Here is a 20,196-nt window from a genome sequence, read left to right as displayed (position 1 = left end):
ATGGTCTTCGCACTACAACCCGGCGACCGGGCCTTGGCCGTCGCCACGCATCCCGATGACGACGTGTTGGGCGCCGGCGGCACCATCGCCCGCATGGTCACGTCCGGAATCGAGGTGCACGTCCTCGCGGTCACCTGCTGCACCCACCCCAGCAGCGACCCCACCGAGCGGACCCGCGAGTTCACCGAGGCCTGCGCGGTACTGGGCATCGCCGGGCACCGTGTCGCATGGGTCGACACCAACCAGGCGCGTGACCCGGGCAGCTACCTGTACGACCTGATTCAGCTGATCGAGACCGGGCCGGATCTCTCGCTCGCCGCGCTGGAACCCGCCGCGCTGCTGATCCCGGCCGCCGGCTCGTTCCACCAGGACCATCGCGCCGTCCACGAGGCCGGCATCGCCGCCGCCCGCCCCGGCGGGAGCGGGCGACCCACCCCTCGCATCGTCCTGGGCTACTCCGGTCCGGAGGACGCGGTCTGGGGCCGCAGTGCAGAAACCAGGTCTGTCGTGGTCGACACCTCGCCGTACACGGAAATCAAGGACAAGGCCCTGGAGTGCTACGGCACCCAGCTGCGCGCGGCACCGCACCCGCGCAGCATCGAGGTCATCCACGCCCTGGACGTCCGCGCGGGAGCGGCCATCGGTACCGCTGCCGCCGAGATGTTCGTTCCCTACCGGTTGGCCGTCTGATGGCGGGCGGCGATGTGCTGGTCGCCCATCAGCCCGCGTATCTGCCGTGGAGCGGCTACTTCTCGCGCCTGCTGGACGTGGACGAACTCGTGGTCCTCGACCATGTGCAGTTTGGCGAACGCGGGTGGCAGAACCGCAACTTCGTGCGCGGCCCTTCCGGCCGTGTCCGGCTGACCGTCCCGGTCCGCCGCCGCTTCGGACAGCCCCTGCACGCCGTACGGCTGGCTGACGGGCCCTGGGCCGTGCGCCACTGGCGCACGCTCACCGAGACCTACCGCCGCGCCCCGCACTGGCCGCGGTACGCCGACGAACTCGAGGACCTCTACCACCGCCGGTGGGAGCGCCTCGTGCCGCTGACCCTGGCCCTGACCGAACTGATGCTCCGGGCCTTCGCGTTGGACGTCGCGCTCGTACGCTCCAGCACGCTCGCGCCGCAGGGCGAGAACACCGAGATGCTCGTGGACCTGTGCCGACAACGCGGCGCCCACGTCCTGCGCGTGGGCTCGGGCGCGACCGCGTACCTCGACACGCAGACGCTACGACGGCACGGCATCACGGTCGAGGTCGCCTCCTACACCCACCCGGGTTACGGAGCGCCGAGCCCGCGGTGGGAGGCGGGGCTGTCCGCTCTCGACCTGCTGCTGCACGAGGGCCCCGCCGCCCGCGCCGTCCTGGAACGCGGCGCCCAAACCGCCTGCTGGACAGCCGAGTTGAAGGCGGTGGGTGCATGAGCGTCGATCTCGGTCCCCAGGCGGGACTGACCCCCGGGCGCGTCGATGTCGCGCGCGTGGAGGTCCTCTACCGCGAGCTCCTTACGGCCCTGGGCGAGGATCCTGACCGGGACGGACTGAAGGACACGCCGCGGCGGGTGGCCGCCTGGTGGTCGGAGTTCCTCAACCACGATCCGGGCCGCACCGCGACCAGCTTCGAGCACCAGCAGGTCGATGCCGGCGGCGAAGAACTCGTCATCGTCTCCGGGATCGGCCTGTGGTCGCTGTGCGAACATCATCTGCTGCCCATGAGGCTGACCGCCACCGTCGGATACCGGCCCGCCGGGCAGGTGCTGGGCCTGTCGAAGTTCGCACGGATCGCCTCCGCGCACGCCCACCAACTTCAGCTCCAGGAGCGGATCGTGGACGGCATCGCCGCCGCCGTGATCGAAGCCGCCGGAACCAAGGACGTCGGCGTCCTCGCCACCGGCGAGCACCTGTGCATGAGCATGCGGGGCGTGAAGACCGACAGTGCGCGCACCACCACCCTGCGCCTCCACGGCCGCCTCGCCGAGGACGCCGTGCTCGCGCAGTGGCTCCGCAGCGACGACGGACGAGAGGAACTCCCGCGATGACGGCCCTCCCCGTCCGTACGTCACCGCGCGAGCGGGCGGTGACGGAGCCGGCTGCGCCGACGCCCGTGTGGATCGCGATCGAGGGGACCAACGGCGTCGGCAAGACGCACCTCGCCCGCCTGCTCGTACAGGAGTTTGGCGGCGGCTGCGTCCTGCTCGGCGAACTCCCCGACGCTCCCCGCGATCAGCTGCCCGGCCAGGTCATCGCCGCGCTCAGCGCCTGCCAGGACGCGTTCTTGCGCACCGGTTACCCGCTCGCCGAGACTTTCGCGCTCCTCGCCCTGGCCGTACGCCGCCGCGAGGAAGCACCCCCCGGCACGGCGCTGGTCGTGGAGGACCGCGGCATCGACAGCGTCGCCGTCTACCAGGCGATCACCCTGGCCGGCCACACCGGCCAGGACGCCTACCCGTTGACGCGGCGCCTGCTCGCCCTCGGCGAGGCCTGGCGCCCGGCGAACACGCTCACCGTGCTCCTCAAGGACACCCCCGCCGCCTGCCGGGCACGGTGGACCGCGAGGCTGGGCCGGGACCTCGCCGACACCGAGCGCACCTACCTGGAACACGCGAGCGATCTGTATGACCGTCTCGCCGAGGACGAGCCCGGCCGGTATGCCGTCCTGGACCGCTCGCACATGACGCCCGCGCAGACGCTCGCCGCGCTCACCCGTGCGTGCCGTGCCGCCTGTCCGCAAGGAGGCCCGCTGTGACAACCGACCGTCCCATCACGCTGCTGTGGGCGTTGCGCAGCAAGTGCGAGCCGATGGGCTGCACGTACTGCTACTACGGCCTGCCCGACGTGCACCGCATCGCCCCGCCCACGAAGGCGGGCCAGCTCTCGCACATCTCGCCGGACGATCTCAAGCGCCGTGAGGTCCTGGCCTTCGCCGCAACGCTCGCCGGATCGGCCGTCGGCCGGATCATCATCGCCGGCGGGGAGGCGCTGAACTGGCCCGGCATCCTCGAACTGATCGCCTTGATCAGGCAGGCCGGGATCGAGGTCGTCGTGTGCACCAACGGCCTTCCGCTCAACCGGCCCAGGATCGTTGAGCAGCTGCTCGACCTGGGCGTCGACGCAGTCTCGGTCTCGTTGGACTCCACCGACGCGGACGACAACGACGCCCTGCGCCCCACCCGGGACGGGAGCGGCTGGCGCGACGTCGTCGCCGGCACCACGGCGCTCCTCGCAGCCCGCGGCGACGCCGAGTTCCCAAAGGTCGGCCTGTACAGCGTCGTGACCCGCCAACGCATCGACCAGGTCGTCCTCATGGGACGTCTTGCCGCCGAACTGGGCGCCGACTACTACGTCCCGCAGCCCATCGCCCTGGAAGACGACCACCAGCTGCACGCCGAGCTGTCCCTGCGCACTGAGGACAAGCCGCGCCTGGAGGCGGCGTTCGCCGAGCTGTACGCGGCACGGCTGCCGCTGGTCCTGCCCGCCGTTGCCTACCCGGGGCAGGTCGTGTCCACCGTGGACCGGACCACCTCCACAGCCGGGTCCTGCTTCGGGGGGCACACCCTGTTTTTCGTCCAGCCCGATGGCGCCGTGTGGGACTGCGTCTCCTCGTTGCGTATCGACGCCACCCCCGCCACCGCCCGCCGCACCATTCTCGGTGCCGACGCGGCGGAGCTGTTCGCGGCGCCGCGCGGCTGCGCCGCCGACTGCCCCCTGTTCTCCTACGAGTGCGTCAACATGTGGCCGCTCATGGACTTCCACCGGATCATCTCCACCGAGAGGAGCACAGCATGACCGCCACCGGCCACCCCGCGACGCTGTCCGACGAGCACCTCGTCGGCTCCGCCCGCAAGCTCGCGGAGCTGTTGAAGCACCTTCCCGACCCGGCAGGAACCGGCCACGCTCAGCAGCTGGAGCAGGACCTCGCCCGCGCCTTCGGCGTACGGCACGCCGTGGCCGTCTCCTCGGGCACGGCTGCCCTGCACACCGCGTTGGCCGGCTTCGACATCGGCCCCGGCGACGAGGTGCTCCTCCCGGGTGCGTGTGTCGTCATGACCGTCGTCGCCGTGCTGGAGGCGGGCGCCGTCCCCGTGCTGGTCGATTCCACACCGTCGCTGGACGTGGACTTCGACGACCTGGAGAAGAAGACGACCTCCCGCACGCGGGCAATCCTTCCCGTGCACCTGGCCGGCCGATGCGCCGACCTCACGCGTCTTGCCGACTACGCCGCCGATCACAGTCTGCGGCTGATCGAGGATGCCTGCCAGGCCCAGGGCACGGTCTTCGACGGGCGCCCGGCGGGGACGTTCGGGCACGCCGGCTGCTTCTCCCTGAAGAACGGCAAGATCCTCTGGTCTGGGGAAGGCGGCTACATCCTCACCGACGACGCCGACTTCGCCGCCCGGGCCCGCTCGTTCGCCACCCACGGATTCCTGCCGGCCCCGGACCAGCCGCCCGCCTCGCGGCTGGGCCGCAACTACCGGCTGGCCGAGCCCCTCGCGGTCATCGCCCACACCAACCTCACTCACTTCGACCGGCTGCTCGCCCACCGCCGCCGCCAGAGTGGACTGCTCACCACGCTCCTGGCCGACGTTCCCGGCCTGCGGGTCGACGAACCGGATGAACGGCACGAGTGGAACGGCTACGCGCCGCTACTGCACATCGATCTGCCCCGGCCGCGGGAGTTCTGCCGCAGCCTGGCCGAGAGCGGCGTGCCCAACAGCGTCGGCACGTACGGTCTGACCACGGCCGACCGGCTGCGATCGCTGAAGGACTTCCGCCTGGGTGCCTGCCCGGTCGCCCGCGCCTCGCTCGATGTGACGCTCGCGGTCGTTGTCAATGAGACCGACTCCGATGCGCGCCTTCACCAGATGGCGCAGATCATCACCGAGGAGGCCCGCTCGTGGGCGTGACCCTGACCGATCCCGAACTGCTTCAGACCACGTTCGTCACCATCGACTTCGAGACCCTCAACCCTGCGGGCCGCCGCCCGGAACCGATCGAGGTGGCCGCCCAGGCCCGCACCCTCACCGCCGACGGAACCTGGACGGACATCGGCCGCTTCGAAGAGCTGATCCGCCCGCCCCTCGACGTGCCGGTCACCGGGGCCGACACGGAGCAGACCGGCATCACCGGCGCCATGCTCCGCGACGCCCGTCCCGCCGAGGCCGTCCTCGGCGACCTCGACCAGTTCCTCGCGCACCCGCCCTATGTCCTTATCGCCCAGAACGCCCCCTACGAGGCCGGGCTCCTGCACGACCGGGACGCCGCCTGCCCGACGCTGGCGCGGATCCCGCTGCTCGACACCGTGCGGCTGGCCCGCAGGGCCTACCCCGATCTGCCCAGCCGCCGGCTGGATGACCTGCTGCGGTACATGAAGCTGCCGGTGCCGGCCGACCGTCACCGGGCGATGCCGGATGTGGAGGCCACCAGTGCGGTCTTCGCCCGGCTGCTGGCCGACGGCGCCGCCGCCGGCCTGTGGACCACGCTGGATCAGCTCTACCAGGTCGCCGGGATCGTGCCCAAGGCCGTGACGGAGGACCAGGAAGCGGCCAAGCCTCAGCAGGAGGAGCTGTTCTGACCAGGCGACAGCACGACGGCCATGCCTTACATTCCGCCCCTGGTGCCGCCGCTGTCGGTGGGCTGCTGGTGTCGGTGGAAGGGCTCAGCGGCACCGGCAAAAGCTACCTGGCCCGCCGGCTTGCCGAGCGGCTCGACAACCCGCTACTCGTCGAGGAGTTCTCACGCCGTCGGCACCGACGCGAGGACCTGGGCAGCCGCATCATCACCGCCCTGACCGACGTCGCCGACGGCGACCACTTCCTGCGCGCCGGACGGCCCCACAGCGAGACCCTGCTCCTGCTGGCCGTGCAGATGCACACCTGGGAGACCGTCCGGCCTGCCCTGGCCGCGGGCCGCACCGTCCTCGAAGGACGCAGCGTCCACTCAGTCGCCGTGTACCAGGCCGCAGCCCTGCACCCGCACGACGACACGGCCGCGCTGCGGTGCGCCACCCGGATTCTGGACGAGGCCGCCGCGTGGCGCCCGCTCCCGGACCTCGTCCTGCTGCTCACCGACCACCCCGCCACGGCCCTGGCCCGCGCCGAACAGCGCGACCAGCGGCATTTCACCCCCGACGAGCACACCGTGCACGAGCGCTGCGCGGCGCTGTTCGAGGAACTGGCCGCCGCCGACCCCGAGCGCGTCCGCCAGATCGACCGGCGCCGGACACCGGACGCCAACGACGCCGTCGACCTGATGGCCGCCTGGATCCGCCAGACCCCACCCCGCCCCCGGCCCGCCCAGGGAGTTCCCACATGACCATGACGATGACCGACGACATCCCCCTCGCCCTCGGCTACGACGACGTCCTGCTGGTCCCCCAGCGCACCTCCCTGACCAGCCGCTCCCTGGCCGACACGACCACGCACCTGGTGCCCGGCATCCCGATGGCGATCCCGGTGATGTCGGCGAACACCCCCTGGTGCACCGGCGCCGAGATGGCGATCGCCATGGCGCGCGCGGGCGGCCTCGGCATCCTGCACCGCGCGTGCACCCCCGAACAGGAGGTCGCCGCTCTGAAGGAGGTTAAGACAGCCCCCGTCCTCGGGGACGAGCCGACGGCGACTGTGGACGCGGAGGGGCGGCTGCGCGCCGGCGCCGCCGTGGGGATACGCGACGACTGGGCGCACCGCGCCGCGATCCTCGTCGACCACGGCGTCGACGTCCTCGTCGTCGACGTCGCGCACGGCCACGCCGACTCCGTACTCACCGTGATCGAGCATCTGAAGAAGGCACACCCGGACACACCCGTCGTCGGCGGCAACGTCGCCACCCTCGCCGGGACCCGCGACCTGATCAACGCGGGCGCCGACGTCGTCAAGGTCGGCATCGGGCCCGGCGGCATCTGCACCACCCGCACCATCGCGGGCAGCGGCGTTCCCCAGTTCACGGCCGTGCGCACCTGCGCCCAAGTCGCGGCCGAACATGGCGTTCCCGTCATCGCCGACGGCGGCATCAAACAGCCCGGCGACCTCGTCAAGGCACTCGCCGCCGGCGCGCACACGGTCATGCTGGGCAGCGCCCTGGCCGGTGCCGACGAGAGCTCCGCGGCTCCGGTCACCCTGCACGACGGACGCCGCGTGAAGATCAGCACCGGCTACACGACCTTTGGGATGCAGCTCACCCTGAGGAAGGCCCGCGGCGAGCAGGTCAGCCGCGCGGAAGTGCAGGAGTACCTGCCCGAGGGCGTCGAGGCCACCTACGAGGCCACCGGCCCGCTGCCACGGACCCTGCACCCCTATGTGGCGGGGCTGCGCTCCGGCATGTCCTACTCGGGCGCGGCCACGCTGGAGCAGATGCGCCAGCGCGCCACGTTCGTCCGGCAGACCACGGCTGGCGCGGCGGAGAGCCGCCCGCACGCCCTGGAGCGTGCGGCCCAGGTGCCGCTCGACTACACCACCGAGGCGAGCGCATGACGCCGCATCAGAGGGCGAGCTGCTCGATCTGTACGAACGCCTCCTTGGCCGTCACCCGCAGGTCCTCGGCGATCTCCGGATGCTCGGCCACCTCAGCGACGGTGAACCAGCGGACCTCGTGCGCCGCCGTGGCCACGGGCCCCTCGCCCTCAGCCAGGGCGAGAAACAGGTGGTCGGTGTGGACGTGCGGCTCGGACGTGTGGTTGTCCGGGGACACCGGAAGTTCCTGCACCCACCACGGGGCAGGAACCTGCGGATGCGGCGAGCCCGCCGGCAGCGCGGCGGACGGCCCCGGCACCAGCCGGGTCCTCCAGCCGGTCTCCTCGGTGATCTCCCGCAGGGCCGCCTCCGCCGTGTTCTCGTCCTCCTCGACGTGCCCGCCCGCCAGCATGAAGCACTCCAGCCGCGGATGCCAGACCAGGCCCAGCCGCCACCCGTCGGGGAACGTCCTGAACACGAAGGTGCTGGCCGTCGGCTCCTTGATCGTACGCATCGTCGTCGAACAGTCCCGTCTCGCTCGGTTGGCTGCGGCCGAGAGCCCGGCCGCGCACGGGCGAGCCTTCCACACCCGCCCCACGCGACATGCCGTTTCCGCCACGTATCCCCCCGCCACCGCCACGGCACGTCCGCCGATGTGCGTGGCCCCGCTGCCCTCCTTGGATGAGAAGGACGCATGCACACCATCTGGAAAGGCCTCGTGGTCCAGGACTACGAGCTCTCCCGCCCCGACAGCACCCTGCTGGAGTGGGACCTGTACACCACCTCGCTCATCACCTGGCCGCAGGTGTGGATGGACGAACCCGTCCCGTACGGGCGTCTGCGGCGGCCCGGCATCGTGGACATCGACCGCGACGTGCACGCCCGGCTGGTCGCGCAGCTGGAGGAGCATCTGGCCGGTCCCGGCCGGGCCCTGACGGTGGTCGAGCGCGCGATCGGCCACCAGGAGCGTACGGCGCGCGCGGTGGCCGAAGCCGAGGACGCCCTCGTCGGCGATGCCCTCCCGGACGCGGGGCGCGCGCTCGCCACGGCCACCTCCGCCTTTCTGAAGGTGATGTCCACCCACATCGTCAACTGGCTGCTGCCCGAACAGCAGTGGGAGGACCTCCTGGCCCGGCTCTTCGCCGACCGCACCCGCGCCCGTACCTGCTTGCTCGCCCTGTCCACCCCCGCCCACGGCCACCTGCTCGACGCGCACCGCCTCGTCCTGCAGGCCGCGGCCGACGTCCGCGACGGCGCACCGCTGGAGCAGGCCGCCGCCCTCGTCACCGCCCGGGCCGGCACGCTCTACGGCCACGGCTCACCCGCAGCGAGCGCCATGCCCCTCGAAGCCCCCGAGCAGGCCGCCGAGTTGGTGCGTGCGGTTGCCGAAAGCCTCGATCCCGTGGCCCAGTTCGCCGCGATCGACCACGCCCGGATCCGCGCCGCCGCCACGCGCGAGGCATGGGAGAGCGCCGCCCTGCTCGCCGCCGCAGGCGACCGGGGCGCCCTCGCCCGCGTCCGGGCGATGACCACAGTCCTGGGGTGGGCGGCCGAGAGCGAGGAACGGCGCAAAGAGACCCGCCACCGCTACCTGGCCGCCGTACGACTCTGGTGCGAGACCACTGGTGCCGGCGCGGGCCGCATCACCACCACCGAACTCCTGTCCTGGGGGCATGAATGACCACGACGGTGCTTTCGCTCCACCAGGCCACCGACCGCGAACGGTGCGGCGGCAAGGCCGCCGCGCTCGCCCGGTTGCATCGGGCCGACCTGCCCGTCCCCGGCGGTCTCGTCATCCCGGTCGCCTCCGAAGACGAGCTGCTGCCGCAACTCGTCGAGGAAATCCTGGCGTGGGCGGCGCGGCAGGCGCCGTACGGGCTCATCGCCCGTTCCTCCGCCGTCGCCGAGGACGGCACGGACGCCTCGTTCGCCGGCCTGTTCACCTCACGCTTCACTCCGGCCGACGCCGACCATCTGCTGGATGCCGTCCGCGCCGTGCGCGACTCCGCCGACACCCCCGTCGTCCGGGCCTATGCCCAGGCGCGGGGGACCGAGTTTGAGGGCGGAATGGCCGTTCTCGTACAGCCCGCCCTTCGCCCGGCCGCCGCTGGAGTCCTGGCCGCCGAGATCGCCGACGGGCGGTGCGCCCGATGGCGCATCGAGGCCGTACGTGGCCTGGCCGAGCCGTTGGTGAACGGAAGCCTGGCCGGTGAGATCCACACCGGCCAGGGTCACGACGCCGAGCCGGTGGTGCCCGCCAACCAGTCGTTGATCCACCTACCGGGCACCCGGGAGGAGCTGCTGCTGCCGCCCGGCGAGTGGGCGACCACACCGGGCGCTGCCGGCCACGCACCGGCGAAGATCGCGACGTCGAGCGAGGGCATCGTCCAACTGCACCTTCCCCGGCAGTGGGCGGGCAGCCGCATCCTCGGACCGCGCGAACGCGACACCCTGCTCGACCGCGCGGTCGAAGCCGCTGCCGCCCTGGGCGTCGACCGTATCGACGTCGAATGGGCACTGTCCTTCAGCGCGGCCGACGTGACCGTGCTCCAGGCCCGCCCGCTCACCCGCCCGCTTATGCCGGACCTCCTGCCCGCCGCCGACGCGACTGACGGCTGGAGGGGGCTTCCCGCCGTCCCGGGGACCGCGACCGGACCCACCGTCCTCCTCACGGATGGAACACCGGTCAAGGACGCCGTCCTGATCTGCGGCACGCTGGGTCCGGAGGCCGCCGCCGCCCTGCTCCAAGGGCCCGCCGCAATCGTGTCGACAACCGGCGGCCCCCTGTCGCACACCGCGATCCTCGCCCGCGAACTCGGCGTCACCTGCGTCACCAACGTCACCGGGGCCGCTCGCGAGATCGCCCCCGGCACTCTGCTGGAGGTCGACGGTGCCGAGGGAACCGTGCGTCTCGCCGCCGCGCTGCCGGCACCCCGATCCGCCCCCGGACCGGTAGCGGCCGGCACAGCGGTCCTGGTCCGCCGCCCCGAACCCGCGCCACCGGCGGACGGCCGGGCCGCGACCATCCTGCTGCACGACCCGCGGGGCACCGACCCGTCCCTTCTCCCATCCGACGAGCGCGCACCGGGCACGCTCCCGCCCTCCGGCATCCTGCTGTTCGGGGAACAGCCCGCGGCTCCCCCGGGTTGGGCCTCGTTGCCCGTCACCGGAATCGGCCAACTGCTGTGGCCCGAGAACGCCGAAGCCCAGCCGTCGCGGCTGGCCGTGCTGGGCCCGGACGGCCAGATCCTGTTCGAACGGGCCCTTGCCATCGAGGAGCGGGAGCGGTGACCGCACACCTGGACCGGGTCCAGGGACTGGTCCTGGACTGGGACGGCACCTGCGCCGACAACGAAGAAGGACGACTCCAGTCCCTGATCCACGCACTCGGCCCGTACGACGTGACCATCACCGCCGACTGGTACGCACAGCACGCGGGCCTGCCGGTCCGTGCTGCCCTCGCTATCCTCCCGGCGCCCCGGCCCCTGCCGATCGAGGACGTCGTGCGAGCGAGCCGCACGTACATGCTCGGCGGCCCGCCGCCCCGCCCGATCCCGGCCACGCTGGATCTGCTGGCCCGGGCGCAGGAGCTCGGCATCCCGTGCGCGGTGGCTTCCAGCGCCGACAAAGTGCTCGTTGATTCCGGTATCCGACATCTCGGACTCGGCGCCGCCTTTGCGGCTGTCGTCACCGCGGAGTGCGTGGCTCACGGCAAGCCGGCGCCGGACTGCTACCTCGAAGCGGCCCGGCGCCTTGGGCTCTCCCCGCACGCGTGCCTCGCCGTTGACGACGCCCCCGAAGGCATCGCCGCCGCGCGCACGGCCGGCATGCGCGTGCTGACGATCCAAGACGGCGCCCTGGTGGCAGCCCCGGCCGTTGCCGCGCGACGTGTTCCATCCGCCATCGCTTCAGATATGAGGAGTTTCCAGATGTACGCAGGACGCGCGGCACCCGACAGTGGCCGCGACCTCGGTAGTACTCCCTACGGTGATCCCGGCCAGGTGTTCGAGGGAACGGCGGCCTACTACGCGGCCTCCCGCCCCGGATACCCCGACCACCTCATCGACCATGTGGCGCGCCTCGCAGCCCAGTTCCCAGGGGGACGCGTTCTCGACCTGGGCTGTGGCCCAGGCGCAGTGGCCATCGCACTGGCCTCCCGCGGTACGGACGTGGTGGCCGTAGACCCGTCCGGCGAAATGCTCGGGGAAGGCCGACGCCAGGCCGAGCGGCACGGCGTCCACGGGATCGAGTGGCTGGAAGGAAGCTCGTACGCCCTTCCCGCCCTGCACGACATCTGTCTGGTGACCATCGGGGACGCCTTCCACTGGATGATCCCGCGTGCCGAAACCCTGGCGTCGCTCGACGACTTGGTCGTCACTGGCGGAGCCGTGGCACTGCTCTCACACCGGTGGGAGGGGTATCCCAAGCCGTCGTGGGAGCCGGTGCTGCGACACGTGCGCGAGCGCCACGTCGGGACCCGGCACCGGGCCGGGAACACCGGCGAGGACAGCCGCGTGGAGCCCGGCACCCATACGGACATCTTCCGCAACTCGCCCTTCTGCCGCCTCACGAAGATCGTCACCGGCTACGAGCTCAGCGTGACACTCGACCAGCTCGTCAACTGGCAATTCTCTCACGCGCAGACCTCCCTTCCGGTTCTCGGTGACCAGCGCGAGGCGTACGAGGAAGATCTCCGCGCCGCGCTGCGGGCCAGGGAGCCGTCCGGCCTGTTCCGGGAGGGGAGCCACGCTCACCTCCTGATTGGCGAGCGGCCGGCAACCACCGGCTCATAGCCGAGAGCGCCAGCCGATCAGCCATGGTGAGACGTCTTGATTGGGATGACCTGCCCCTACCGGTCCGGGCTGCGGTCGAGCAGCGCACCGGACTCGTGACCGACACGGAGAACGCCACCGGCGGGATGAACTCGAGGGTGGCATGCACGCTCCGCACGAAGTCGGGCCCGGTGTTCGTCAAAGCCGTCGAACATGATCATCCGTATGCCGACCAGCGGACCGAGGCCGCCATCAACCCTTATGTCGTGCCGCTCTCCCCGAGGTTCCTGTGGCGGGTGGAGCAGTCCGGGTGGGACGTCATTGGCTTCGAATACCTCCTAGGCCGCCCTGCTGACCTCAGCCCAGGATCCGCAGACCTGCCCAAGGTCGCGGAGGCGATGGTCCAGCTCGGCCGTCTACAGGCGCCGACCGATCTGCTCCGGCCGGTCCAGCGCTACTTCGCCGGGTACGCGGACCCGGCGGACCTGGAGGTTCTCGTCGGCCCGGCACTCCTGCACACCGATCCCAACCCCGACAACTTCAGGATTTCGGACGGCAGGGCGCGCATCGTCGACTGGGCATCGCCGGGCCGAGGAGCGCCGTGGGTCGACCTCGCCTTCCTAGCCATGAGATTGGTCGACGCCGGTCACACTCCGGCCTCGGCCGACGCTTGGGCGGCTCAGTTCCCGTCCTGGCGAGCTGCTCCCGCCAGCACCGTCGCGATCCACGCTCAGGCCCATGCCCGACAAAGGCGTCACATCGCCGACGCCTCCCCAAGGGATTGGACGATCCGGCTCGCCTCCGCCGCGGAACAGTGGCTGCGCTACGCAGTCGGACGACGTGGGGGCAGCGCTCGTGCTCGACAGCCACCACGGCCCCACGAAAGCCCTGGAGGGATCGCACCCGGACGACGGGCGGACGAGGGGGGAACCGGCATCGATTGAGATCGTGTCCCGTGAAGTGGTGTAGCCGGGCCGCGGTCCGGAACGCGCGGGTGTCTGCCCCGGGCGTGCATCCGCTGACGGTGCACGATCCCTGAACAAGGGCAGGCCATCGCGCAAGTCTCCCTGGTGAATGGGCAGTTCAACCGGAGGAGCACGCGATGGCCTTGTCCCAGTCTGAGCTGTGAGGTGTCTACGTCGGGCCGATGGAGTTGAAGCAATCAGGGTGGTGTGCGAGCGCATCCTGCAGGAGCTCATCGAAGCCGAAGCCACCGAGACGATCGGTGCCGCCCCGGGCGAACGCTCCGAGACGCGCACGACCTGGCGCAACGGACACCGCGAACGCCTGCTGACCACGCAGGCCGGCGACCTGGACCTGAAGATCCCGAAGGTGCGGACCGGATCGTTCTTCCCCTCCCTGCTGGAACGCCGACGGCGGATCGACCGGGCGCTGTTCGCCGTGGTGATGGAGGCATACGTGCACGGCGTCTCCACCCGCAACGTCGATGACCTGGTCAAAGCCCTCGGTGCGGACAGCGGGATCTCCAAGTCCGAGGTCTCCAGGATCTGCGGCGAACTCGACGCCGAACTCGCGGCGTTCAAGGAACGGCCGCTGGATCACACCGTCTTTCCCTACGTCTTCCTGGACGCCACCTACTGCAAGGCCCGCGTGAACCACCGGATCACCTCGCAGGCCGTGGTCATCGCCACCGGGATCTCCGCCGCCGGGCACCGCGAGATCCTCGGTGTGATGGTCGGTGACAGCGAATCGAAGCCGTTCTGGACCACGTTCCTGCGCAGCTTGCGGGCCCGCGGCCTGGAGAACGTCCAGCTGGTCATCTCCGACAGCCACAGCGGACTGGTGGCCGCGATCCGCACCGTCTTCCTGGGCGCGGCCTGGCAAAGGTGCCGGGTTCACTTCGTCCGGGACGTGTTCTCGGTGATCGAGAGGAGTTCTGGGGAGATGGTCGCCGCCACCATTCGCACGATCTTCGCGCAGACCACCGGCGAGCAGGTCCGCACCCAGCTGAACGTGGTCGCCGACATGCTCGGACGGCAGTTTCCGAAGGTCAAGAAGATGCTGCTGGACGCCGCGGTCGACATCACCGCGTTCGCGGACTTCCCGTCGGCGCACTGGAAGAAGATCTGGTCGACAAACCCGCTGGAACGGCTGAACCGGGAGATCAAACGGCGGGCCGACGTCGTCCAGGTCTTCCCCAACCCCGCCGCCCTGGACCGACTCGCTGCCGCGGTCTCTGCGAACTCCACGACGAATGGCAGGTCTTCGACCGCCGCTACCTGTCCGAAGCCTCCATGGTCGACCTCTGCACCACCAAGCCAACCGAACGCGAACCGCAGATCACCGCACAACCGGAATCGAAACAGCTGCCCTGACTACACCACCCAGCGGGACATGACCCCCGTCCGTTGGAATCGCGGTAACTGCCCATTTCCGTAACGGGGTTCGTCGTCATGCAGGACACGGGGTGATCATGGTGGGAGGCTTCCAGTAGCTGGCCGCCGCCGCTCGCGCGGCGGCGGCCAGGGCGCGAGGACCTGCTCCCCCTGGCTTAGGTCCTCGCGCGTGGGTGCCCGCCGGCGCCAGCGGGGCGGGAGGTACCCGGTCGCCGGTGGGCAGGGGCTGGGGCCGTGTTGTCGGCGATGCGGCTCCAGCTGGTTCCCGTGGCCCAACGTGTTCTGCTTGAAGGGTAGTAAGCACCGTTGGGTGATCGGAAACGCGGCGTTTGGTCAGGCGGGCCTGCACAGCGGAGCCGTCCTCGCCGATGGGGCGCGCTGGCACACGTGCCGGGCGGCTTGCTCTGCCCGGGCGTCGCGCGCGGCCCCGCCGTCGCGCGCGAGCAACACCGGCGGCGCCCGATCCCCTCGCCCGCCGCCCGGGGCCTGTCCCACCCACCCACTTCTCTTTTCTTCCTGCTGTGGGGCGTGGACTCGGGGGCGTAGAGGGGATGTCGGCCTCCCGACCACGACCAGGCAGGCGTGGTGACCTGCTGGTATGCCGTTTCCGGCCGGGGTGGGCGGGGACAGTTGTCGGCCCGGTCACCAGGTCGGTCGGGGGCGGGGTTATCGGATCGTGTCCGTGGTCGGGCCTTCGTGGTCGGTGGTCTGGTCGGGATCGGCTGCTGCCCTGACTCGTACGCGTGGCACCGGAAGGGGTGCCACACCGTACGGGTCAGGGCGGGCAGGCGCGATGACGAGAGTGAACCCGGACGCGGGTGGCGGGGACCGGCTGGCGCTGGCGGTGCTGGTCCAGTACCGGATGGCCACCACGGAGCAGCTGCACCTGATCCTTGCCCCCGGGGTGCGGATCGAGCAGACGCGGCGGCGGCTGGCCAAACTGCGCGCTGAGGGTCTGGTCGACCGGATCACCCTGCCGCAGGCCGGACGGATGCGAGTGTGGTTCCCGACCGGGTACGGGGTGCAGGTCGCCGGTGAGTGGCCGGAGCTGCGGGGGCGGCGGCCGCCGAGGAAGGTGTCCGATGGGACCGCGGTGCGGCTGCGGGCCGGGCACGGGCTGACGGTGACCGAGACCGCACTCGCCTTCCTCCAGGACGCGCGGCGCCGTGGCGAGGTGTGCCGGCCGCTGGACTGGATCCCGGAGGTCCACCACCCGATCGGCAAGGGCGAGGCCGTCATACCCGACGCGCTCCTGTACTACCGGCGCGGCCCGGAGGGAGGTGAGGGTTCGATGCTGCGGGCGTTCGTGGAGGTCGACCGGGCCACCATGGGCCCCGAACGGCTGGCCGCCAAACTCGCCGCCTACGCCCGCCTGCACGCCTACGTGCCCACAATTCCGGGGAGCCGTCGGCCGGTCTTCAACCAGGAGCCGGCGCTGGAGGACTGGCGCAAGCGCTACCCGCTCTTCTCGCGGCTGCTGTTCGTCCTGGACGGCACCGGACCCGCCGGTGTGCAGACCCGTATCGACGCCCTCCAGGCCGCCGCCGCAGACCTGGCCCTGGCCGACTTCCGGCGGGACGTGCCGATCCTGGCGGCCACGCTGGTCGGCCTGCTCCGCGACGGGCCCTACGCACCCGTATGGCGCCTCATCCAAAACCCTGACCGCCAGCGGGTCGCCTGGAACAGGATCCGGCGCTGACCGGCAGCGGCAGGCCGGTGTCGTTCAGCCGGCCTGGAGGGCCTCGTTGCGCAGTGCGCGCAGCAGGGTCAGGGCGTCCTGGTTGTCGGCGTCGGTGAACGCGTGGATCGCCAGGAGGATCGACCCGCCGATCAGCTTGGCGGTGGCGGGGTCGTCGCCTGCGGGTGCGGCCTGGTTGTGCAGGGCGTCGGTCAGGACGAAAACCATGCGGGCCATCGGATCACTGTTGATCTCCGCGACCAGGCGGCCCGTTTCGTCGTGGTCCATGGTGGCGTCGATGCCGAATGCGGCGATCAGGATGCGGTGGAGTGTGTGCTGCCCGTATGCGGCCAGCAGTTCCGGCAGCGGGCGCTCGCCAGAACCGCCCGCCAGGACTGCCAGGGCATCGTCGTTGTTTCCGACGACGGCCTCGAGCGCGGCCAGTGCCCGCAGGTGCTCATCGGTGGTCAGCTCGATGTCCATGGCACCGCAGGCTAGGCCAACGCCCGGAACGCATAGCGGCGTTCGCCGCGAAACCACCCGTCAGTGTCTGGCGACTGGCATCACGGGTCGTAGGCACCGTCTGCGCGATCCGGAACGCCCCGCTGCCCCTGTCGGGCAGGCGTCCGGCGGAGGGCCTGCTCTGGCTCTTGGGCAAGCATTTGACCAGCCATGGACGGGGCAAACCGGATCCAGCCCACGACCGTGGTCGGGCTCATGGTCGGGGTACGACCGCCCGGCCTTGATGCGGCTGCCGCAGCTCTCTTGAAAATCCCCTCAGGCGGCCTCCCGGCGGTGGAGTTCGACGTCGTAGCCGAGGGCGTCGAGCTGGGTGACCAGCCGTCGGCGTCGGCTTTCTTCGCTCAGACGGCGGGCGGCATGGTCGGGACCGAGGTCGTGGTAGGGCTCGTCGTGGGACAGCATGTGGTAGGCGGCCACGAGCATGGTGTGGGCGATCGCGACGGCGGCACGTTTGTCACCGCGCCTGGCGCGCAACCGCTGATACCGCGCGGAGATGTAGCCGCCCTTGCGGTGACCGATGTTCAGCGCGGCGATGCCCAAGGCGCCCTTGAGCCAGACGTCGCCGTGCCGGGTCGGGGCGCGTTTGTGCTTGCCCGCAGACTCACGGTTTCCCGGGGCCAGCCCGGCCCAGGCGGCCAGATGCCCGGCGGTGGGGAAGCGACTCATGTCCACCCCGATCTCCGCGATCATCACGTGGGCCACCGTGGTGGAGATCCCGGGAATCGTGATCAGCAGCTGGACCTGGCGGCGGAACGGGGCGATCTGGCGCTCGATCTCCTCCTCCAGCAGCGCGACACGAGCCTCGGCATCGTGGATCGCACGCAGCAGCACCGTGACCATGAAGCCGTGATGGTCGGTGAAGTTCCCCTGCAGCGCCTCGACGAGGGCATCGTGCTTCCGGCGCATGGCGCCACGGGCCATGCCGGCCAGCAACTCGGGGTCGCGTTCCCCGGCAGCCATCGCTTCCAACATGGCCGTGGAGGAGACCCCGTTGAGGTCGGAGACCACCGACGCGAGCTTGATCCCGGCGTCTTCCAGCAAGTTGGCCAGCCGGTTGATCTCCCGGGCGTGTTCCTGGCAGGTCTCGGTGCGGTAGCGGGTCAGATCCCGTAAACGCCGGATCTTCGCCGGGGGCACGAACGAGGGGCGGACCAGGCCGTGCTCGACCAGACGGCAGATCCACTGTGCGTCGGTCACATCGGTCTTGCGGCCCGGAACTGCCTTCATGCGCTGAGCGTTCAGCAGCCAAGGCTCGATCCCTTCGGTGGCCTCCAGCAGGTAATACAGCGCCTTCCAGTACGAGCCGGTGGCTTCCATCCCGAAGACCGTGATCTGCTTGGCCAGCAGCCAGTCCCGCAGCTCCAGCAGCCCGCCGGTGGTCGTGGCGAACGTGCGCACCTCCTGATGGCGCCGTGTTCCCCGTCCCGGCACTCGGATGCACACCTTGCAGTCGCGTCGGCCCAAGTCCCCGCCGCCGCACCGCTCGGGCAGCAGATCCATGCTCGTCTCCCTTCCGCCTGTTGGTACGGGCGGCCGACCGACAGGGCCACAGACCGAATAAGAAGCTCTCTTGCGTGCTCAAGGCAACAATCCCGGATTCCTGCACAGGCCCCAGCGTCCGACTGGCTAGCGGACTCCTCCGTACCAAGTAAAGACGACGTCAGACGGCCGGACACCCGGCCCGATTTTCCCGCTTCCGGGACGAACGCCGCAGGCGCTCCGGAGGACTGGCTATCGGACCGACTGCCGGAACGCGTTGATCGCGCTGCGTTCTGATGCGGCCGGAGCCCTGCGCCATGGCTGGCTCCCCAGCCTGTCGAGGTCATCTGCGATGGGGTGTTGCGGGCCGGAAGAAGGGCAGGCGTGGATTATGCGATCCCCCCGACGCGCCGGTCCCCCGCGTGGTCGATCCGGCGTAGGCGCTCCGGTGAATGCCAGTGCCTGTCACGGCTTCCAGCACTCACACCTGGACGATGACGCCGACTTTGCTGCGGGCGAGAGCGTGGAGCTGTGGCGCAGGGAAGCCCAGCAGCTCAGAAGGGCCATGGAGAGCCGTCCGACCATCGACATGGCGCGCGGCATCCTGATGACGGCCTGTTCCTGCGGTCCCGACGACGCGTGGGAGCTCTTGGTGGCGGTCTCGCAGAACAGCAACACCAAACTGCACGAGGTGGCCGAAGCGGTGGTCGCCACGACGGCCCGGCAGGAACCGCTGCCCAAGAAGTTCCAGCAGCATCTGGCAACAGCACTGGCCGCCGGGCGACGAGCATGAACGTACGGCACCTGGTCCGCCTTTCGCGGGACCGGGGTGCGGGGGCACTGGCCAGGAGGGCTCATCGACTGGCCGTGTCTTGGGCAGGTACCTTCACGCCATGCGGATGAGCGTGGTGGATGTGGGCTCGAACACGGTCCGGCTGGTGATTGCGGACGCGGACGGCGGGGTGCCGCTACCCGTGCACACCACCAAGTGGAAGCTGCGTCTTTCGCAACTGGTCGCCGCAGACGGACACCTCCCCGATGAGTCCGTGAAACAGCTGGTCACGGCGGTCGCCGCGGCGGACAGGACTGCGCAGCAGTGGGGTGCCATCGCGCCACTGGCCTTCGCCACAGCCGTGGTGCGCAACGCGCCGAACCGTCTGGAGGTGCTGCGCACCATCAGCAGTAAGACCGGTGTGCAGATCTGCACCCTGCCGGGCGAGGTGGAAGCCGAACTGACCTTCCTCGGAGCGCGGCGCTGGATGGGCTGGCAGGCGGGCCCGCTCGCGCTCTTCGACATCGGCGGCGGCTCGCTGGAGGTGGCCTTCGGGCGCGGCCGGCTGCCGGACTTCGTGGCCTCGCTGCCGCTCGGTGCGAACCGGCTGACCCGGGAATTCTTCAAATCCGAGGACCCGCCCAATGCGCGGAGCATGAAGGCGCTGCGCCGCACGGTCCGCCACCAGCTGCGCGATGTCGCCGCGCGGATCCGCTGGGAAGGCCCGCGCACGGCAGTGGCCACCTCGCGTACCATCCAGCAGCTGGCGCGACTGGCCGGCGCCGCCCCCGGACGCCAGGGCCCCTTCGTGCCCCGCCACGTGACGTGCTCCGACCTGCGCGGCTGCATCGACACCCTCGCGACGCTGCCCGCCGCCGAACGCGCGCAGCTCCCGGGGATCTCCGAGCCGCGCTCCGGCCAGAGCCTGGCCGGAGCAATCGTCGGCCATACCGTCATGAAACTGACCGGAATCGACACCGCCACGGTCTGCCCCTGGGCCATCCGGGAAGGCATCCTCCTGCGCTCCATCGAAGACGGCTCCGACTGGTGGTCAGCCCTCGCAGCGCAAAGCGACGAGCCGCTGACGACTGAAACGGCGCCGCTGCGGATCGCGGCCACGCCACCCGGCTAGGACCAGCTGACAGATCCGCTCAGCGACTTCACAAGCGGGC

At 70.8% G+C, this 20,196-nt stretch carries 19 protein-coding genes and 1 pseudogene; 17 read left to right on the top strand and 3 right to left on the bottom strand.

The window, feature by feature from the left end; translation table 11 throughout:
* The 9 genes from ACZ5VQ_RS38595 (at position 1) to guaB (ending at position 7,465) form a co-directional block, all read left to right on the top strand.
* On the top strand, positions 1-690 hold the full coding sequence (locus ACZ5VQ_RS38595; RefSeq protein WP_469109065.1) for a PIG-L deacetylase family protein: 690 nt from the start codon (positions 1-3) through the stop codon (positions 688-690).
* Complete coding sequence (locus ACZ5VQ_RS38590; RefSeq protein ID WP_469109064.1) at positions 690-1,421, top strand: WbqC family protein; 732 nt, start codon at positions 690-692, stop codon at positions 1,419-1,421. The genes ACZ5VQ_RS38595 and ACZ5VQ_RS38590 overlap by 1 nt, the downstream gene beginning before the upstream one ends.
* The gene (gene folE / locus ACZ5VQ_RS38585; protein ID WP_469109063.1) at positions 1,418-2,035 is read left to right on the top strand and encodes a GTP cyclohydrolase I; all 618 of its coding nucleotides are present in this window, start codon (positions 1,418-1,420) and stop codon (positions 2,033-2,035) included. The genes ACZ5VQ_RS38590 and folE overlap by 4 nt, the downstream gene beginning before the upstream one ends.
* Entirely contained in the window at positions 2,032-2,742 is a 711-nt protein-coding gene (locus ACZ5VQ_RS38580) for a nucleoside/nucleotide kinase family protein (RefSeq protein ID WP_469109062.1), read from the top strand. Before folE ends, ACZ5VQ_RS38580 begins: the two co-directional genes overlap by 4 nt.
* Entirely contained in the window at positions 2,739-3,782 is a 1,044-nt protein-coding gene (locus tag ACZ5VQ_RS38575; RefSeq protein WP_469109061.1) for a radical SAM protein, read from the top strand. Before ACZ5VQ_RS38580 ends, ACZ5VQ_RS38575 begins: the two co-directional genes overlap by 4 nt.
* Entirely contained in the window at positions 3,779-4,900 is a 1,122-nt protein-coding gene (locus ACZ5VQ_RS38570) for a DegT/DnrJ/EryC1/StrS family aminotransferase (protein ID WP_469109060.1), read from the top strand. Before ACZ5VQ_RS38575 ends, ACZ5VQ_RS38570 begins: the two co-directional genes overlap by 4 nt.
* Entirely contained in the window at positions 4,891-5,568 is a 678-nt protein-coding gene (locus ACZ5VQ_RS38565) for a 3'-5' exonuclease (RefSeq protein ID WP_469109059.1), read from the top strand. The genes ACZ5VQ_RS38570 and ACZ5VQ_RS38565 overlap by 10 nt, the downstream gene beginning before the upstream one ends.
* Positions 5,569-5,636: 68 nt before the next feature.
* Positions 5,637-6,308, top strand: a complete 672-nt coding sequence (locus ACZ5VQ_RS38560; RefSeq protein ID WP_469109058.1) for a dTMP kinase — start codon at positions 5,637-5,639, stop codon at positions 6,306-6,308.
* The gene (guaB, locus tag ACZ5VQ_RS38555) at positions 6,305-7,465 is read left to right on the top strand and encodes an IMP dehydrogenase (RefSeq protein WP_469109057.1); all 1,161 of its coding nucleotides are present in this window, start codon (positions 6,305-6,307) and stop codon (positions 7,463-7,465) included. Before ACZ5VQ_RS38560 ends, guaB begins: the two co-directional genes overlap by 4 nt.
* Before the next feature lie 7 nt (positions 7,466-7,472).
* Here guaB and ACZ5VQ_RS38550 read toward each other — a convergent pair whose 3' ends face one another.
* Positions 7,473-7,958, bottom strand: coding sequence for an NUDIX hydrolase (locus ACZ5VQ_RS38550; protein WP_469109056.1), 486 nt, complete (start codon positions 7,956-7,958; stop codon positions 7,473-7,475).
* A 180-nt stretch (positions 7,959-8,138) separates the two neighbouring features.
* Between ACZ5VQ_RS38550 and ACZ5VQ_RS38545 the strand changes: the two genes are divergently transcribed.
* The 6 genes and pseudogenes from ACZ5VQ_RS38545 (at position 8,139) to ACZ5VQ_RS38520 (ending at position 16,272) form a co-directional block, all read left to right on the top strand.
* Positions 8,139-9,125, top strand: coding sequence for a hypothetical protein (locus ACZ5VQ_RS38545; RefSeq protein WP_469109055.1), 987 nt, complete (start codon positions 8,139-8,141; stop codon positions 9,123-9,125).
* On the top strand, positions 9,122-10,735 hold the full coding sequence (locus tag ACZ5VQ_RS38540; protein WP_469109054.1) for a PEP/pyruvate-binding domain-containing protein: 1,614 nt from the start codon (positions 9,122-9,124) through the stop codon (positions 10,733-10,735). The genes ACZ5VQ_RS38545 and ACZ5VQ_RS38540 overlap by 4 nt, the downstream gene beginning before the upstream one ends.
* Positions 10,732-12,237: an HAD-IA family hydrolase gene (locus ACZ5VQ_RS38535; protein WP_469109053.1), complete on the top strand. Its 1,506-nt coding sequence runs from the start codon at positions 10,732-10,734 to the stop codon at positions 12,235-12,237. The genes ACZ5VQ_RS38540 and ACZ5VQ_RS38535 overlap by 4 nt, the downstream gene beginning before the upstream one ends.
* A 95-nt stretch (positions 12,238-12,332) precedes the next feature.
* Positions 12,333-13,160, top strand: coding sequence for a phosphotransferase family protein (locus ACZ5VQ_RS38530; protein WP_469109052.1), 828 nt, complete (start codon positions 12,333-12,335; stop codon positions 13,158-13,160).
* 158 nt (positions 13,161-13,318) lie between these two features.
* Positions 13,319-14,552: pseudogene (locus ACZ5VQ_RS38525) on the top strand (IS256 family transposase).
* 814 nt (positions 14,553-15,366) lie between these two features.
* Positions 15,367-16,272 carry a replication-relaxation family protein gene (locus tag ACZ5VQ_RS38520; RefSeq protein ID WP_469109051.1) on the top strand — a complete coding sequence of 302 codons (906 nt, stop codon included), beginning with the start codon at positions 15,367-15,369 and terminating at the stop codon, positions 16,270-16,272.
* A gap of 24 nt (positions 16,273-16,296) precedes the next feature.
* Here the strand turns inward: ACZ5VQ_RS38520 and ACZ5VQ_RS38515 are convergent, their stop codons facing one another.
* Both ACZ5VQ_RS38515 and ACZ5VQ_RS38510 read right to left on the bottom strand, forming a co-directional pair.
* A complete protein-coding gene (locus ACZ5VQ_RS38515; protein WP_469109050.1) occupies positions 16,297-16,734 on the bottom strand; it encodes a hypothetical protein in 438 nt (145 codons plus the stop codon).
* A gap of 294 nt (positions 16,735-17,028) precedes the next feature.
* Positions 17,029-18,273 carry an IS110 family RNA-guided transposase gene (locus ACZ5VQ_RS38510; protein WP_469109049.1) on the bottom strand — a complete coding sequence of 415 codons (1,245 nt, stop codon included), beginning with the start codon at positions 18,271-18,273 and terminating at the stop codon, positions 17,029-17,031.
* Positions 18,274-18,700: 427 nt separating this feature from the next.
* Here ACZ5VQ_RS38510 and ACZ5VQ_RS38505 point away from each other — a divergent pair, with 427 nt between their 5' ends.
* Together ACZ5VQ_RS38505 and ACZ5VQ_RS38500 are read left to right on the top strand one after the other, a co-directional pair.
* On the top strand, positions 18,701-19,045 hold the full coding sequence (locus ACZ5VQ_RS38505; protein ID WP_469109048.1) for an ANTAR domain-containing protein: 345 nt from the start codon (positions 18,701-18,703) through the stop codon (positions 19,043-19,045).
* Between the two features lie 100 nt (positions 19,046-19,145).
* Positions 19,146-20,156, top strand: a complete 1,011-nt coding sequence (locus ACZ5VQ_RS38500) for a Ppx/GppA family phosphatase (RefSeq protein ID WP_469109047.1) — start codon at positions 19,146-19,148, stop codon at positions 20,154-20,156.
* Positions 20,157-20,196 lie beyond the last annotated feature (40 nt).

Source organism: Streptomyces sp. NPDC033178 (assembly GCF_055577685.1).
This window is presented reverse-complemented; position numbering and strand designations above follow the sequence as displayed.

Coding starts and splice junctions, on each gene's coding strand:
- ACZ5VQ_RS38595 (WP_469109065.1), top strand. CDS start 1: ATGGTCTTCGCACTACAACCCGGCGACCGGGCCTTGGCCGTCGCCACG.
- ACZ5VQ_RS38590 (WP_469109064.1), top strand. CDS start 690: ATGGCGGGCGGCGATGTGCTGGTCGCCCATCAGCCCGCGTATCTGCCG.
- folE (WP_469109063.1), top strand. CDS start 1,418: ATGAGCGTCGATCTCGGTCCCCAGGCGGGACTGACCCCCGGGCGCGTC.
- ACZ5VQ_RS38580 (WP_469109062.1), top strand. CDS start 2,032: ATGACGGCCCTCCCCGTCCGTACGTCACCGCGCGAGCGGGCGGTGACG.
- ACZ5VQ_RS38570 (WP_469109060.1), top strand. CDS start 3,779: ATGACCGCCACCGGCCACCCCGCGACGCTGTCCGACGAGCACCTCGTC.
- guaB (WP_469109057.1), top strand. CDS start 6,305: ATGACCATGACGATGACCGACGACATCCCCCTCGCCCTCGGCTACGAC.
- ACZ5VQ_RS38550 (WP_469109056.1), bottom strand. CDS start 7,958: ATGCGTACGATCAAGGAGCCGACGGCCAGCACCTTCGTGTTCAGGACG.
- ACZ5VQ_RS38545 (WP_469109055.1), top strand. CDS start 8,139: ATGCACACCATCTGGAAAGGCCTCGTGGTCCAGGACTACGAGCTCTCC.
- ACZ5VQ_RS38540 (WP_469109054.1), top strand. CDS start 9,122: ATGACCACGACGGTGCTTTCGCTCCACCAGGCCACCGACCGCGAACGG.
- ACZ5VQ_RS38520 (WP_469109051.1), top strand. CDS start 15,367: ATGACGAGAGTGAACCCGGACGCGGGTGGCGGGGACCGGCTGGCGCTG.
- ACZ5VQ_RS38515 (WP_469109050.1), bottom strand. CDS start 16,734: ATGGACATCGAGCTGACCACCGATGAGCACCTGCGGGCACTGGCCGCG.
- ACZ5VQ_RS38510 (WP_469109049.1), bottom strand. CDS start 18,273: ATGGATCTGCTGCCCGAGCGGTGCGGCGGCGGGGACTTGGGCCGACGC.
- ACZ5VQ_RS38500 (WP_469109047.1), top strand. CDS start 19,146: ATGCGGATGAGCGTGGTGGATGTGGGCTCGAACACGGTCCGGCTGGTG.